At 30.9% G+C, this 19237-nt stretch carries 2 protein-coding genes; both read right to left on the minus strand.

The genetic code is table 11. The features are described from left to right. Nucleotides 1-49: 49 nt before the first annotated feature. Nucleotides 50-13534 (minus strand): non-ribosomal peptide synthetase, encoded by a 13485-nt coding sequence (locus J3477_RS04200; RefSeq protein WP_206868304.1) that lies wholly within the window; start codon nucleotides 13532-13534, stop codon nucleotides 50-52. A gap of 18 nt (nucleotides 13535-13552) precedes the next feature. Further along, entirely contained in the window at nucleotides 13553-19231 is a 5679-nt protein-coding gene (locus J3477_RS04205; protein WP_228731208.1) for a non-ribosomal peptide synthetase, read from the minus strand. Between the last annotated feature and the right edge of the window lie 6 nt (nucleotides 19232-19237).

Below are 19237 nucleotides of genomic sequence, written 5' to 3' on the forward strand. Positions count from 1 at the left end.
TGCTAGCTTAGAGATAGAGTATAACTACTTTAACTATTTTTCTAAACTTTTAAAAATCAAATTCAACACTATCTATTACTGGCCTAGATTTTATATTATCCAACGCCTGTCTTTTATCATTTGAAATTAAATTTATATCCTTGAGCTTAATGTCTATATCATCAGTAATATTCATTAATATATTTACATAATGCTCTAAAAATCTTTCCATAGTTTCTTTTTTAAATAAGCAGGTACTATATTCTACGCTAAATTCAATTTCATCTTCTATCTGTTGTACAAATAAGGTTAAGTCAAACTTGGATATATTAAATTCTAAGTTTACTGGCCTTATTTTTTCATTTTGATCAATTAAGCTTGAATTTTCAAATACAAATAGTACGTCAAATATTGGACTTCTACTTGCATCTCTCTTTATTTCTAACTTTTCAATGAGGTCTTCAAACTGGTAGTCTCCATTATCAAAGTCATTTACTACATTTTCTTTTACTTCTTCTAGGAAATCTCTAAAGTCTTTATCTTTTTCAGGATAATTTCTAAGAGCAAGTGTATTTACGAACATTCCAACAATGTTTTCAAATTCTTTTCTTCTTCTTCCAGCTTCTACTGTTCCTACTACTATATCCTCTTGGTCACTGTATTTGAATAACAAAACATTATAGGCTGCTAGCAGTAATGTATATACTGTATTTCCTGTTCTCTGTGCCATATTTATAAGCTTTACGGCTAACTCTCTATCTAAAGCCAATCTTATTCTGTCACCGTCAACACTTCTGACTTTAGGTCTTTCAAAATCACTTCTTAAGTTAAGAGTAGGTATACCGCCTTGGAATCTATTCATCCAATACTCTTCCTGCCTTCTTAGTATTCCAGCTTCCTTTAGACCATTTTGCCATTCTGAATAGTCTTTGTATTGATAACTTACTTCATCTAACGCTTCACCCTTATATAATGTTATAAACTCATTTATAATTATAGGCATGGATCCCGCATCCATAGTTATATGATGGAAATCAACCATAAATATATATTTTTCCTCTTCCAGTTTTAGGAGCTCACCTCTTAGTAAGGGCATACTAGCTAAGTCAAATGGTTTAATAAAGTTATCTATTCTATATTTGGCATCGTTTATATCTATTTCTTCATATTTAAAATCCAACTTCCACTCATTCATTACTCTTTGAATAACTTCACCTTGTGAAATTTCTAATCTTGTCCTAAAAATTTCGTGTCTTTCGATAAGTTTATTTAAGGTCGCTTCAACTCTATCTTTATCTAATTTCATGTTTAGCTCTAACATTAAAGGAACATTGTACTCTATGCTGTCTTTATTTAATTCCCATAATGCATATAATCTTCTTTCAGCAGAAGAAGCTATATAATAATCCTTTTCCCCAACTCTCTTTATTTCGACATACTGTTCTCTTTCCATACTTTCAATTAATTTCGATAAGGCTTTGATATTTGGGTTATTGAATAGATCCTTAATTTTTATATCTACTTCTAACTCAACTCTTATATTTGATATAATACTTGCTGCCTTTAATGAATGTCCTCCAAGCTCAAAGTAATCATCATCTATACCAATGCTCTCTACACCCAGTTGCTTTTTCCATATCTCCATCAGTTTTTTCTCTATTTCAGTACTAGGAGCTTCACAGTAGATTTCTTCTCTTTCTTTAGGTTCTATATTCAGTAAAGATTTCTTATCAACCTTACCATTTAAAGTTAATGGTATAGTATCTACTTGTATATGATAATTCGGCACCATATATCTCGGTAAATTTTTAGCCAATTCCTCTTTTATAGTTGAAGCAGCTATCTCTTCTTCAGCTGTTACATAGCTACACAAATAGCTATTTCCATTGTCATCCGTTCTTGCCACTACTACCGCTTCTTTTATCGCAGGTATCTTCAACATCTGACTTTCTATTTCACCTATCTCTATCCTATAACCTCTTATCTTAACCTGATCATCTATTCTACCTAGATACTCTATATTGCCATCTGGAAGCCATCTTGCTATATCTCCAGTCTTGTACATCTTTCTTCCTGGCTCAAAAGGATTATCAACAAATCTCTCCCTTGTCAAATCTTCTTTGTTAATATATCCTCTTGCCAGATTGTCACCAGCTACACATAGTTCTCCTGGTATACCTACAGGCACTGTTTGTCCATCCTTTGACTGTATATATACAGAGGTGTTGTGAATTGGTTTTCCTATAGGTATATTTTTGTACTGTTTGTCTACTACAAAGCTTGTGCTTACTACTGTGTTCTCTGTTGGTCCATAGTTATTTACCAATTTATAATTGGTCTCTTTGTAGGTTTTTAGCTTATCTGCTCCTGTTAACAGCACTCTTAAAGACTTACTTTCAAAGTTTATAAACTGCTCACATACCTGAGTTGGTAGGAAACTTATTGTTATACCTTTTTCGTTGTAATATTCATGCAGTCTCTCTACATCTAACATTATGTCCTTTGGTATTATCTCTATGGCTGCTCCCTTTATTAAGTAAGGGAATATTTCCCATACAGAGGCATCAAATGCAAAGCCTGCATACTTCGTAGCCTTATCCTTTTCGCTAACTTCATAATAGTCATTATGCCAGTTACATAGATTTACTAAAGCCTTGTGCTCTACCATTACTCCCTTAGGATTTCCTGTTGTTCCTGACGTGTAGATAACATATGCTAAGTTGTCCTCACAGCATACCTTGTCCAGGTTACTGTCATGTCTTTCATATAGCTCTTTATCACCTAGATTGATAGTCTCACCATCAAAATCAACTTTTTCCATCAAACTTGTTTGTGTTAATAGAAGCTTTGCATTACTATCAGTAAGCATATACTTTATCCTATCCTCTGGATATTCCGGATCTATTGGCACATAGGCTCCTCCTGACTTTAGGATTCCCATTATGCCAACTAGCATATCAACTGAGCGTTCCAACATGATTCCAACTATGCTCTCTGAACTTATGCCTTTTTGCCTTAACACCCTAGCCAATGAATTAGCTTTTTCATTCAACTCTCTATAAGTTAATTCACTATTTTCATGTCCTACAACTATATTGTCTGGAGTCTTCTCTACTTGCGCCTCAAACAATTCTTGTATAGTTTTTCCTGATACATAATCTCTCTTCGTATCATTGAACTCATAGATAACCTTGTTCTTCTCTTCTTTACTCAACATGTCTATCTCTGATAGCTTCACATCAGAATTTTCTGCTACACATGTTAATATATTGTATAAATTTTCTCCAACTTCTTTTATTGTCTCATCCTTATAAACTGAACCATTATACTTTATTAGAAGTTCTATATCATCATATTCTGTTATTACTAATCCAAAATCATAATTAGTTTGTTCAAATGTATCATTATCTATTATTCTTACTGACTTTTCCTTACCATCAAAAATATTTGCGTCAAGTGGATAATTTTCATAGGCTACAATATGATTAATCAACTTGTTTTTAACTGAGGTTAAAGCCTGTACATCTGCTAATGACACATAATTATATTTATTCATTTCAATGAAGTTCTTATTTAATTCCTTCGATAATTGTAAGAAGCTCTTATCACCACTTCCAGTTATTCTAATAGGAATAGTATTTATAAAGATTCCTACCATAGTTTCTACACCTTTTAAGTCACTAGGTCTTCCTGAAACTATAGATCCAAACACTACATCATCTGTATTATTGTATTTTTGAAGTAAAACTCCCCATGCAGTCTGCATTACTGAACTTGTTGTGATTCTATTTGAGTGAGCTATTTTTCTTATCTTATCTGCTAACTCTTTCTGTATTTTTACTCGTTGCAGTCTATTCTCGAATTTCAACTCTTGATTTTCATCAGTTGAAGGAACCTTACTTTCTCCTTCATAGCCTTGTAAATATTTTTCCCAGCATTCAAGTGCTTCTTCCTTATCTTGATTGTCTAACCATTCTAAATACTTACTAAAATCATCTTTACCTTCAAACTCTAATTTTTCACCTTTATCAAAAGCATTGTACATAGTAATTATGTCTTTTAATAATATTCCGATACACCATCCATCAAGAATGATATGATGGAAGCTGCAAATAACCTTATATTTATTGTCATGTGTCTTAATGACTGATATCCTTATAAGCATCTCGTTAGTTAAGTCAAAACCTTTATTCATATCAATCTTTTTAAAGTTTTCAATATAAACTTCCTTTTCCATTTCGTCGATATGACTTACATCGATATAGTTTATTTTTATATTTCTATTTTTTAATACAACTTGTTTAGGCTTACTTATACCTTTATAAAAAATCACTGTCCTCAGTATTTCATATCTATCTATAAGTTTATTAAACGCCTCATTTAAAGCTTCTATATTTAAAATCCCTTCTAACGTAAATATACTTTGTTCAAAATACGCATGAGAAGTTTCATCACTAATCAAGTTATATAGCATACCTTCTTGCATAGGAGTTAATAAATGTATTTTTTCTATGTCTTGTTGTTGTGAACTAATTATTCTTAAGTCTTCAAGACTTAAAGCATTATCACCATAATCCCATGGAGTCTTTTCTTTTTCCTGCTTATTCCTACAATGATTTACAATCTTACTCAAATTATCTTTATAAATAATTGATAAGTCCTTTATAGTTTCATCTTTATAGTCTAGACTTCTATAGGCAAAACTAAAGTTTAACACTCCATCAACTATCATTCCATTTATTCCAATATATTCTTTAATGATGTTTAATTCAGAGCTATCATTTCCTCTTCTTAGTTGAGAATATTTAAATATGGCTTCTTCATTACTTTCATTAAATTCTCCAAGATAATTGAAGCTTATTTCCGGCTTTAATTTAAACTCAATATCACTCTTATTATCATTGTGTGTTAAATATTTTAATATTCCATATCCAATTCCCTTATTTGGTATATGTCTTAAGTTTTCCTTTGTTGCTTTTATAGTATATCCAAGATCATAATCATGTTTCATATCTAAAACCAATGGATACATTGATGTAAACCAACCGATTGTTCTATCGATAGAAACATCTCTTAGTATATTTTCTCTTCCGTGACCTTCAAGGCTTACTAACACATTGTCATTAGAACTCCAATTCTTTATTGAAAGTCCAAGTGCACAAAGCAAAATATCATTTATCTCTGTGTTGTAAGCAAATGCAGTTTTCCTTAAAAGATCTTCTGTCTCTTCTTTTGTGAAACTTATTACAACTTCTTTGTATTCACACTTATCGTTTCCAGAACTAACAAAATCCTTTCTTATTTCTGATACATTTACCTCTTCTAACTGCTTCCAATATCTTTTTTCTCGAAGAAATCCTCTACTATTAGCATAAGTATTTAACTTTTCAGACCACGCCTCAAATGATGTTGTCTTTAGAGGCAACTCTGCTTTTAAACCTTTTTCAATGCTTGTATATAAACTTTCTAAATCTTCGAGAATAATTCTCCAAGATATTCCATCTACAACCAAATGATGTATTGCAACTAATAGATAATCTTGATATTCAGTTTTAAAGACAGCTAATTTCAATAAAATACCGTTTTCTAAATCCATCTTCTCTTGAATTTCTCCCGAAAGCTTATCTATGGTTTTTTCATAATCTTTATCATCCTTTAGATCAAAAACATCTATAGTAAATGTGTCTTGTAATTCTTCAATACCTCTATTTATCTGAATTATTTGTTCATCTTTCTTATAGATCATTCTTAATCCATCATGATGCTTAACAATCTCTAGGAAGGCTTTCTTTAATATTTCTTCATCAATTGAACCTTTTTTAGAGAATATATTAGCTTGATTGAAGTGATTTTCTGCAGTAAACTTACTTTCAAAGAACCACTTCTGTATAGGAGTTAATTTTACCTCTCCTTGTACTGCCCCTTGATCTATCCTGCTAACTGTATTCTTAACCTTACTACTAAGATCCTTTATAACTGGATATTTCATTATATCTTTTATTTCAAGTTTCATATTATACTTATTAAGTCTTGATACAATCTGTATAGATTTTATGGAATCTCCACCCAGCTCATAATAGTTATTATTAATTCCAATATTCTCAACACCTAATACTTCTGACCAAACTTTAATTAAAGTTTCTTCAATTTCATTTCTTGCAGCTTCATATTCATCTTTTATTAGCTCACTCTTATTTATTTTAGGCAAAGCATTTCTATCTATCTTTCCATTAATTGTTACAGGAAGTTTTTCTAACCTAACAATATAACTTGGTATCATATATAACGGCAATCTCTTTTTAAGCTCTTCCTTTATATCTGACGTATCTGAATCTGATTCTGTAGTTATAAAAGCACATAAATATTTTTTACTATTTTCATCAGTTCTACAAATCACTACAGCTTCATTTACTTCTTCAAGTTTTAGAAGCTCGTTTTCTATCTCACCAATTTCTATTCTGAATCCTCTAATTTTAACTTGGTTATCCACTCTTCCTAAGAACTCTATATTTCCATCAGGCAGCCATCTTGCTAAATCACCAGACTTGTACATCTTTGTTCCTGGTTCAAATGGATTATCTACAAACTTTTCGTTTGTCAATTCCTCTCTATTTAAGTAACCTCTCGCTAATCCATCTCCACTAACACATAATTCACCGTAAGTGCCTATTGGCATTAATCCATTATTTCTATCCACTATATAAGCTTTTGAATTAGCAATAGGTTTACCTATTGGAACATTAGAAACGAACTCTTTTTCTACCAAATAAGTTGTTGAATATGTGGTGTTTTCTGTTGGTCCATAGCAATGAATAAATTTTAATTTAGGAAAACTTGTTGTTACTAAATTGATATATTTAGGTGCTGCTACATCTCCTCCAGTTAGTATATATCTTAAGCCTTCATATACTTTAACATTCTCATCAGCTATTTGATTAAATAATTCCGTTGTTAACCATAAGATTGTTATGTGGTTTTCTTTTACTGCATTCTCAAGTAATTCTGGAGAAAGTATAACGTCATTCTTAGCAAGATATAGCTCAATTCCATTTAGTAAAGCTCCCCAAACTTCAAAGGTTGAAGCATCGAATACCATCGATCCAGTTTGTAAAATTCTATCATCAGCTTTAAATTCAATGTAATTTGTATTTTTAATCAATCTAGTAACATTTCTATGCTCACACATTACGCCCTTAGGCTTCCCAGTAGTTCCTGATGTATATATTACATATGCTAAGTCATTGGCCGTATTTATATTTTCTAACTCACTAAAATCATCGGTAAATAACTGATCATTACATAAGTTTAATATTTCCCCATCAAAAACTATTTCATCTGATATAGATATTTCACTTAGTAAAATCTTACATCCACTGTCCTTTAACATATACTGTATTCTCTCATCTGGGTATCTTGAATCAATAGGTAAATATGCTCCTCCAGACTTTAAGATACCTACGATTGCAATTAATGTCTCCAAAGATCTTTCTGCTACTATTCCTACTATTGAATCAGCTTTTACGCCCTTATTTCTCAATATTCTTGCAATACTATTTGATCTTTCGTCTAACTCTTTATAAGTTATCTTTTTATCTTCAAATACCAATGCTATCTTATTAGGATTTATTTCTACCTGCTCTTTAAATAATTCATGTATTGTCTTCTCCTTAGGATAACTTCTAAAAGTATCATTAAATTCATATAATATCTTATTTCTATCTTCTGTACTGTACATATCTATTTCTGACAACTTAGCATCTTGCTTTACAGATATGAATTTTAATATATTATAGAAATTATCACCTATCTGTTTAATTATTTCTCTGTCATACACATTTCCATTATATTTTAATAACAAATCTATTTCTTCGTCTGCCACGACAATTAATCCAAAGTCATAGCTTGTGTGTTCGATATTTTCATTATCTACAATCCTAACCGAATTACTACTTTCTCCACTATAAATGGATTTCGTATCAATAGGATAATTTTCATAAACTACGATATGTTTAATTAACCTATTTTTTAGATTAGTTAACCCTTGAACTTCAGCTAAGGACGAATAACTATATTTATTAATTTCGATAAAATCTTCATTTACTTTCTTAGCTAAATTACTAAACTCTTTTATTTCACTTGAGTTGACTCTAATAGGTATAGCGTTTATAAACATACCAACCATACCTTCTATTCCTTTTATTTCACTAGGTCTTCCTGAAACTACAGATCCAAATACCACATCATCTGAGTTATTGTATTTTTGAAGCAAAACTCCCCAAGCAGTTTGTACAACAGCATTTAAAGTAACACCAATAGACTTGGCAACCTTCTTTAATTTATCTGTCAGTGCTTTATCTATCTTCACTTCTTCTGCTCTGTTTTCAAATCCTGTTGTTTCATGCTGTCCAGATACTGGTATTTTTACTTCATTCTCATACCCTTGTAAATATCTCTTCCAATATCCAAGTGACTCTTCCTTATCTTGGTCATCAAGCCAGTTTAAATATTTACTATAACTTTCTGTTTTTTCAAACTTAATCTCCTCGTTATTTATAATAGCTTTATAAGCCTTTGTAATATCATTTAGCAATATGCCAACACACCATCCATCAAGGATAATATGATGGAAGCTGCAGATAACCTTATATTTCCTATCTTCAATTTTTATTGCAGTTAATCTTATCAATGGATCATTAGTTAAATCAAAGCCTCTATCCATGTCGGTTTTTTTAAAGTTTTCTAGGTAACTACTCTTTTCATCTTCATTACCATTACTTATATCTATAAAATCTATTACTATTTCTCTTTTCTTTAAAACAACTTGCTTAGGCTTACGTATGTCTTTATAGAATATTGAAGTCCTTAATATTTCATATCTGTCTATAAGTTTATTAAATACTCTATTTAAAACTTCTACTCTTAATTCTCCTTCAAGAGAAATTATATTTTGTTCAAAATATGCATGTGATTTTTCATCAGTCACTAAGCTATAAAGCATACCTTCTTGCATAGAAGTAAGTGAATGTATTTTTTCTATTGCTTTATATTTTGAAATAATAATATCCAAGTCTTCTAAACTTAAATCTTTATCTCCATAATCCCATGGCGTACTTTCTTTTTCTTTTTTGTCTTTACAATGCTCTACTATTTTTAGGATACTTTCTTTATAGAAATTAGCTAGTTCTTCTACTGCCTCATCCTTATATCTCTTACTTCTAAATATGAATATCAGTTCTCCATTTATACTCATTCCGTTTATGCTCATCATCTCATCAGTTGTATTTAATGGGGAACTATCCTCGCCTCTTTTTAAGTCACAATATTTAAATAAGTTTTTATCATCTTTCTGACTCAATTCTCCGAGATAGTTGAAAGTTATTTCAGGCTTCTGTTTAAAATATATATCCTTCTTATTTTCTTCACTTGTTAGGTATTTCAATATACCATAACCTATACCTTTGTTAGGTATACTTCTTAAACTTTCTTTAACACTTCTTATAGAATATGAAAGATCATGTTCTTGTCCTATATTTATAATCACTGGATACATTGAAGTGAACCAACCGATTGTTCTATCTATAGAAACCTCCTTCATTATATCCTCTCTGCCATGCCCCTCAAGTCCTACTAGAACTTTATCGTTTGAACTCCAATTGCTTATTGCGTGTCCAAGGGCGCATAGTAAAATATCGTTTATTTCAGTATTATAAGCAAAATTAGTTTTTCTTAAAAGATTTTCTGTCTCCTCCTTAGAGAAATTCACTACAACCTCTTTGTATGCGTCGTAATTAATATTGTCTCTTAAGAGATCTTTTTTTATCTCTTCTACTTTACTTTCCTCTATTTGTCTCCAATATCTTTTTTCCCTAAGCAATTCCTTACTATCTGCATATGTCTTGAGTTTTTCAGCCCATTCTTTAAAAGATGTTGTCTTTAGAGGAAGCTCTACTTTTCTTCCCTTCTCAATTGTTGTATATGCAGTTTCTAAGTCTTCCATCAGTATTCTCCACGATATTCCATCTATAACCATATGATGTATAGTGATCAATAAGAAATCCTGATGTTCAGTTTTAAATAAGGCTAGTTTTATTAGATTACCTTTTTCTATATCCATTTGCTCTTGAATATGGCCTGATATATTTTCTGTAGTCTTTTTATAATTTTTATCTGTTCTTAAGTCATGGACTTCCATAGTAAATATATTTTCTATATCTTCGAGTCCTCTATTTATTTGAGATATCTCCTCATTGTTCTTATACATCATTCTTAATCCATCATGATGCTTAATTATTTCTATAAATGCTCTGTTTAATACATCTTCATCAATCGGACCATTTTTCGAAAAAATATTAGCTTGATTAAAGTGGTTTTCTTTAATGAATTTATTTTCGAAAAACCATTTTTGTATAGGGGTCAACTCTACTTTCCCTTCTACTACTCCTTGATCTATTTTACTCACTGTAAATTGCACCCTACTACTTAGTTCTTTTATCACTGGATATTTCATTATATCCTTAACTTCAAGTTTCATATTGTGCTTATTAAGTCTCGATACTATTTGAATAGATTTTATTGAATCTCCACCTAATTCATAATAATTATTATTAATTCCAACATTCTCTACCCCTAAGACGTCAGACCAAACCTTAGCTAAGATTTCTTCTGTTTCATTTCTCGGAGCTTCATATTCCTCTTTTAAAAACTCACTTTTATCTATATCAGGTAATGCATTCCTATCTACTTTACCGTTAATTGTTAGAGGCATTCTTTCCAACTTTTGTATATAGTTTGGTATCATATAGGATGGCAGCTCTTTCTTAAGTTCTTCCTTTATATGCGATATTTCTATGTCTACTTCAGTTGTTATATAAGCACATAAGTATTTCTTATTATTATCATCAGTCCTACAAACTACCACTGCCTCATTTACATTTTCAAGTTTTAGGATTTCATTTTCTATTTCACCTATTTCTATTCTAAAGCCCCTTATTTTTATTTGGTTATCTACCCTACCTAAAAACTCTATATTCCCATCAGGAAGCCATCTTACCAAGTCTCCGGTCTTGTACATCTTTGTTCCTAATTCAAATGGATTATCTACAAACTTTTCGTTTGTTAATTCTTCTCTATTTAGATAACCTCTTCCCAATCCATCTCCGCTTACACATAACTCTCCATAAGCTCCTATAGGCATTATTGAATAGTTCATATCCAATATATAAGTCTTTGAATTTGCAATAGGTTTACCTATAGGGATATTTGAAAAATGATCTCTTTCTATTTGATAAGTTGTTGAAAAAGTAGTATTTTCAGTTGGTCCATAACCATTTATAACCTTTAAAGCAGTGAATCGTTCCCTCACTAAATTAATGTATTTTGGTGATATTACATCTCCTCCAACTAATAAATACCTTAAGGTCTCAAATACTTTTACATTCTCATCAGCTATTTGATTAAATAACTCCGATGTAAGCCATAACACTGTTACCTTCTCATGTTTTACTAATTTCTCAAATAACTCTGGTGTAAGTATAACATCGTTTTTAGCAAGGCATAGTCCGAGTCCATTTAAGAGAGCCCCCCATACTTCAAAGGTTGAAGCATCAAATACCATCGATCCGGTTTGTAGTATTTTATCATCATCTTTGAACTGAACAAAGTTTGTGTTTTTAACTAGTCTAGTAACATTTTTATGCTCACACATTACACCCTTAGGTTTACCAGTAGTTCCAGATGTATATATTAAATAAGCTAAATCGTCCGAAGTATTTATATTTTCTAGATTATCTATTTTGCATGAAAATAATTCTTCATTGCATAAATCTAATATTTCTCCATCAAAAACTATAGAATCTGATATTGTTATCTCGCTTAGTAAAAGCTTACATCCGCTGTCCTTTAGCATATATTGTATTCTTTCATCTGGATACCGTGAATCTATAGGTAAATAAGCTCCTCCAGCCTTTAAGATAGCTATAATCCCAATCAAGCTTTCTAAGGATTTTTCTGCCATTATTCCTACTGCATGATCAGCCTTAACTCCCTTATCCCTTAATATCCTAGCTAGACTATTTGATTTTTCATTTAGTTCTCTATAAGTTATCTTTTTATCTTCAAAAGTTATTGCTACTTTATCAGGCCTTAACTCTACTTGTTCTTCAAATAATTCTTGTATTGTCTTTTCTTTAGGGTAACTTCTAAATGTATCATTGAATTTACATAATAACTTATCTCTTTCTTTATCACTAAACATATCTATTTCTGATAGTTTTATATTTTTTTTCTCTGCTATACATTTCAATATATTGAAAAAATTATCCGCTATTTGGTTTATTGTTTCTTCTTCATAAACATTTCCGTTATATTTAAATAATAGATCTATTTGATCATTAGCTGTTATTACCAACCCAAAATCATAATTTATTTGTTCAAAAAATTCATTGTCAACAATCTTAACTGTATTTTCACTATGTTCACCTGAACTCTTATCAACAGGAAAATTTTCAAAAGCTAGTAGGTGATTAATCAATTTGCTTTTAAGTATTGTTAATCCTTGCACTTCTCCTAGTGAAACATAACTATACTTGTTCATGTCCGAAAAATTTTCATTTACATCAGTTACTAGTTCTGAAAATTGTCTGTTTATATCTCCTCTTACTCTAATAGGCACGGTATTAATAAAAATGCCTACCATACCTTCTATTCCTTTTACTTCACTTGTTCTTCCTGAAACTACAGATCCGAATACTACATCATCAGTATTATTATATCTTTGAAGTAGAACTCCCCAAGCAGTTTGTATAACTGCATTTAAAGTAACACTGCTTGATCTAGCCACTCTCATTAATTTATTGGTCATAGTTTTATTTATTTTTATATTTTTATCCTTATTATCAAATTCACCTTTTTTTTCTTTATTATATAAAGGTAATTTAATCTCAGTTTCATATCCCTCAAGATAATTCTTCCAGTAAGATGTTGCTTCATTTTTATCCTGTTTACCTAACCACTCAAGGTATTTGCTATAATCTTCAGTCTTTTGAAGTCTTAAATCTTCCCCTTTAAGCATGCCTCTATACATTTGTCTTATGTCATTCATTAGTATTCCAATGCACCATCCATCCATAATTATATGATGGAAGCTAAATACCACCTCATACCTAGAGCACTCAGTCTTTACAACAGATAATCTTATTAAAGGATCATTTGTCAAATCAAATCCCTTGTTAATATCGTTCTTCTTTAATTTTTGCAAGTAACTTATTTTTTCACCATTATTAATAGCGCTAATATCTTTATAATCTATTTGAATTTCTCTTTCTGTAAGAACAACTTGCTTTGGCTTGCTCATATTTTTATAATATATTGCAGTTCTCAAAATCTCATATCTATTTATAAGTTTATTAATCACTTTATTTAGTATCAATACATCTAAAGTTCCTTCTACACTAAACACTGCTTGCTGAAAATAAGCACTTGAATCTTTGTCATTTATTGCACTATATAGCATTCCTTCTTGCATAGGAGTTAATGAATGTATTTTTTCTACTGCCAAATTTAACCTCTCCTCTTTTTAATTATTTAATAATATTTCATTTAGATCTTCTAGGCTTAAATCATTATCACCATAGTCAGATAGTGTATTCTCTTTCTCTTTCTTATTCTTACAGTGCTCTGCAATTTTAATTACATTTTCTTTATATTTTTTTGATAATATCTCAATTTCTTCATAACCATAAGAATTACTGCCAAAGTCAAACTGCATTTCCTTATTTACTGTCAAACCATTTATATTTATACTTTCATACATAAAGTTTAAAGGTGAGTTCTCATTACCTCTCTTCAAGTCCGAATACGTAAATATCCCTTTATTTTCATCCTGATTAAATTCACCAAGATAGTTAAAGCTAATTTCTGGCATAATCTTAAACTCTATATCTTTCTTGTTTTCATCACTGGTTAAATATTTTAATATACTATATCCTACCCCTTTATTCGGAATGCGTCTTAACATCTCCTTAGTATTTTTAATACAGCTTGAAAGTTCATCAGCGTTATTCATATCTAAAACCACTGGATACATAGATGTAAACCATCCAATAGTTCTGTCAATCGAAGTGTTCACTAATATTTCTTCTCGCCCATGTCCTTCAAGGTTTACGGCTATATTATCAATACCTTTCCATTCTTTAAGTGTAATGCCAAGTGCGCAGAGCAATATGTCATTTATTTCTGTATTATAAGCATGACTAGTCTTTCTTAAAATATCTTCTGTTTCATCTTTTGAAAAAGTTAGTTTAACTTCGCTATACTCACATTGAGATATACTATCTGTTGTGTCATCTTTAGTTAACATATCAATTTGCGTCTCTTCTACTTGCTTCCAATACTTCTTTTCTTTGAGAAACTCTTTACTATTAGCATAATTATTAAGTCTTTCAGCCCATTCTTTAAAAGAAATTGTTTTCAAAGGCAACTCAATTTCTCTATCTTCCTGTACACATAAATAAGAATTTTCCAAATCCTCTTGCAATATTCTCCATGACACTCCATCAATAATCATGTGATGCATCGCTATCAGAAGATAATCTTCTTTTTGAGTTTTGAAAATGGCTAGTTTAACTAAAATTCCTTTCTCCAAATCCATACTCTCTTGAATTCTATTTGATATTTGCTCTATTGTATTTTTGTAATGATTATCATTTTTCAAATCATAAACATCTAGAGTAAATATATCCTCTGAACTTTCTATTCCCCTATTTACTTGGATTACTTCTTCATCCTTCTTATATATCATCCTTAATGCATCATGATGCTCAACTATTTTAGCAAAAGCTTTCCTTAATATATCTTCATCAATCGAGCCTTTCTTCTCGAATATGTTAGACTGATTAAAGTGATTCTCTTCCAAAAATTTTTGTTCAAAGAACCATTTTTGTATAGGCGTAAATTGTACTATTCCTTCTACAATTTCTTGATTTATATCACTACTGATATCCTCAACTCTTGGACTCAGTTCCTTAATTGTTCTATACTTCATCAAATCTTTAACTTCCAAATTTAACTTATTTTGACGAAGCCTTGATACTATTTGTATAGACTTTATTGAATCGCCACCCAATTCATAATAGTTACTATTTATTCCTACTTTCTTTACTCCTAGTACTGTCTGCCATATATCCACTAAAATTTCTTCTACTTTATCTCTTGGTGATTCATAATTTTCTTGTATTAAGCCACAGTTCTCTATATCTGGCAAAGCTTTCTTATCTACTTTTCCATTTGTCGTAATAGGTAATTTATCTAATGTACATATATAGCTTGGTATCATATACATCGGCAGTTCATTAGCAAGCTCTTCTTTTATTGTAGAAGCTGCGATCTCCTCTTCAGCTGTTACATAGCTGCACAAGTAACTATTTCCATTGTCGTCTGTCCTTGCCACTACTACCGCTTCTTTTATGGCAGGTATCTTCAGCATCTGACTTTCTATTTCACCTATTTCTATCCTATAACCTCTTATCTTAACTTGATTATCAATTCTACCTAGATATTCGATATTACCATCTGCAAGCCATCTTGCTAAATCTCCAGTCTTGTACATCTTTTTTCCAGGTTCAAAAGGATTATCAACAAATTTCTCTCTTGTTAATTCCTCTCTGTTAATGTATCCTCTTGCCAGGTTATCCCCAGCTACACATAGCTCTCCTGGTACGCCTATTGGAGCTGTTTCACCGTCCTTTGACAGTATATATACGGAGGTGTTATGAATTGGTTTTCCTATAGGTATATTTTTATACTGCTTGTCCACAATAAAGCTTGTGCTTACTACTGTGTTTTCTGTTGGCCCATAGTTGTTAACTAGCTTATAATTTGTTTCCTTGTAGGTTTTAAGTTTATCCGCTCCTGTTAGCAACACTCTTAAAGACTTACTTTCAAAGTTTATAAACTGCTCACATACTTGAGTTGGAAGAAAGCTTATTGTTATACCTTTTTCGTTGTAGTATTCATGCAGTCTCTCTACATCTAACATTATGTCCTTTGGTATTATCTCTATGGCTGCTCCCTTTATTAAGTAAGGGAATATCTCCCATACAGAGGCATCAAATGCAAAGCCTGCATACTTCGTAGCCTTATCCTTTTCGCTAACTTCATAATAGTCATTATGCCAGTTACATAAATTTACTAACGCTTTGTGCTCTACCATTACTCCCTTAGGATTTCCTGTTGTTCCTGATGTATAGATAACATAGGCTAAGTTTTCCTCACAGCACACCTTGTCCAAGTTACTATTATCTCTTCCGTACAACTCTTTATCATCTAAGTTAATAGTCTCTCCACTAAAATCAACTTTTTCCATCAACTTTGTTTGCGTTAAAAGTAGCTTTGCATTACTATCAGTAAGCATATACTTTATTCTATCTTCTGGATATTCCGGATCTATTGGTAAGTAGGCTCCTCCTGACTTTAAAATTCCCATTATCCCAACTAGCATATCAACTGAGCGTTCCATCATTATTCCAACTATGCTCTCTGAACTTATGCCTTTTTCTCTCAGTACTCTAGCTAATGAATTAGAACTTTCATTCAATTGTTTATAGGTCAAATTGCTGTTTTCATACCCTACAACTATATTTTCTGGAGTCTTAACTACTTGCTCCTCAAACAATTCTTGTATTGTTTTTCCTGATTCATAAGCTCTATTTGTAGCATTAAATTCATAAATAACCTTGTTCTTCTCTTCTTTACTCAACATATCTATCTCTGATAGCTTCACGTCAGATCGCTCTGCTACACAAGTTAATATGTTTACATAACTTGTAACCATTCTTTCTATTGTGTCTTTCTTAAACAGATTTACACTATACTCAAGATTAAAATTTATGGTATTATCAACTTCAGTTGCTATTAAATTCAAATCAAACTTTGCAATATCAAGCTTTAATTCAGTAATTTTATACTTATTGTTTAATTCCATGTTTTCAACAACAAACATTACATCAAACATAGGATTTCTACTTGCATCTCTTTTTATATTTAATTTTTCAATTAGATTCTGGTATTGGTATTCTTTATTTTCAAAATCACTTATTATGTTATTTTTAACTTCCTCTAAAAACTCTCTGTAAGCTTTACTTGATTTAGGATAGTTTCTAATAACAACTGTATTTACAAACATTCCGACAAGATTCTTCAGTTCTGCTTTTTCCCTTCCTGCTTCAACTGTTCCTATTACAATGTCCTCTTGTCCACTATACTTTGATAACAAAACATTGAATGCTGAAAGTAAAACCATATATAAGGTAGTTCCTGTTTCCTTCGCTAGCTTTCTAAGCATTGCTGTTAAATTTTCGTTGACATTAAAGTTTATTCTATGTCCTTCCACCATTCTTATTTTAGGTCTTTCATAATCAGTTATTAATTCTAGAACAGGAACATCATCCTCAAATTTCTTTAACCAATACTGTTCTTGTATTTTTAAAGCTTCTTGTTGCTCTTTACTATTTTGCCATTCAGAATAATCTTTGTACTGAATCTTTAATTCCTCTAATTTACCACCTTCGTAATAATTCTCAAGCTCACTCATAATTATTGAACTTGATACCCCATCTACTGCAATATGATGAAAGTCAACAATCAGTTTATAGTCTCTCTCACCAAGCTTTACCAGTTCACTTCTTAACAATGGTGCTTTATTTAAATCAAATGGTTTTATAAAATTCTCTATTTCACTTTTTAAATTTTCATTATTTAACTCTTTATATTTAAAATCTAAGTTCCAATTATCTAATATTTTTTGAACCACTACTCCATCTATAATCTCAAAACTTGTTCTTAATGATTCATGCCTACTTATAAGCTTGTTTAGAGCAGCTTCAATTTTATTTTTATCAATGTTTTCTTCCATTTCTATCATTATAGGCAGATTGTATTCGAGGCTATCTTTATTCAACTGCCATGAAATATACATTCTTGCTTCAGCAGAAGATGCCTTGTAATACTTCTTCTCTTTACATATTTGTATTTCTTCATATTTCTTTTTATCTTGTTTTTCAATAAAGCGTGCTAAAGATTTTATATTAGAATTATTAAATAAATTCTTTACATTAATCTCTCTTTCAAATTTCCTTCTAATTTCCGAAACCACTACTCCAGCTTTTAGTGAATGCCCACCTAAATCAAAGAAATCATCCATGATCCCAATGTTTTTCACCCCTAAAACCTTTTGCCATATTTGAGCCAATGCAGTCTCAGTCTCATTACTTGGTGCTATATACTCCTGCTGAATAAGATTAGCATAGTCTACTTCTGGAAGATTTTTGGTATCAATTTTACCATTTACGGTAAGTGGCATTTTATCAAGCTTTACATAATAAGAAGGCATCATATATCCTGGCAACTTATTCTTAATCTGAGCCTTAATATTTGATAATTGTGTTTCCGATTCACCTTTGTTAAATACAAGGTATGCTATAAGTTTTAGTTCTCCATTAGCATCCTTTCTGGCTATTACTGAGCTTTCTTTAATTTCATAGCACTTATTTAATGCACTTTCAATTTCACCTAACTCTATTCTAAAGCCTCTTATTTTAACTTGATTATCTATTCTTCCTATATACTCAATATTCCCATCTGGCAGCCATTTTACTAAATCACCAGTCTTATACATTTTAATTCCTTTAATAAAAGGATTATCGATAAACTTTTCATTAGTTAATTCTTCCTTGTTCAAATACCCCAGCGCTAGACTATCTCCTGATACACATAGTTCTCCAGCTACACCAATTGGTAACAATTCCTTATTCTTATTTATTATATAGACACTCAGATTATTTATTGGTTTACCAATAGGCACACTTGCCAACTTTTCAACGCTACTTTCGTATTTCCAAAGGGTTGTGCAAACTGTAGTTTCTGTTGGTCCATATCCATTTATATAATCTAGTTTGTTGCTCCACATGTTCAATAACTTTTTATCTATAACCGAACCTGCAGTTAACAGTATTCTTAAAGATTTTACTCTGTCATGATTTAGATTATTTACATACATAGGAGGTAAATTAGCAATTGTTATATTATTATTGCTCAAATAGTCCTCAAATCTTTCATAGTCACTTATAGTATCTTTTGAAAGAATGTGCAATTCAGCTCCATTAAATAATGACATAAAAATTTCCCAAACAGACGATAGGAATAGGTAAGACTTTGATTTAATCTCTATCTTTTCCCCTCCCTCACACAGTGCATGCAACTTTCA

This window comes from Clostridium zeae, from assembly GCF_017312485.1.
GTDB classification, from domain to species: domain Bacteria; phylum Bacillota; class Clostridia; order Clostridiales; family Clostridiaceae; genus Clostridium_AR; species Clostridium_AR zeae.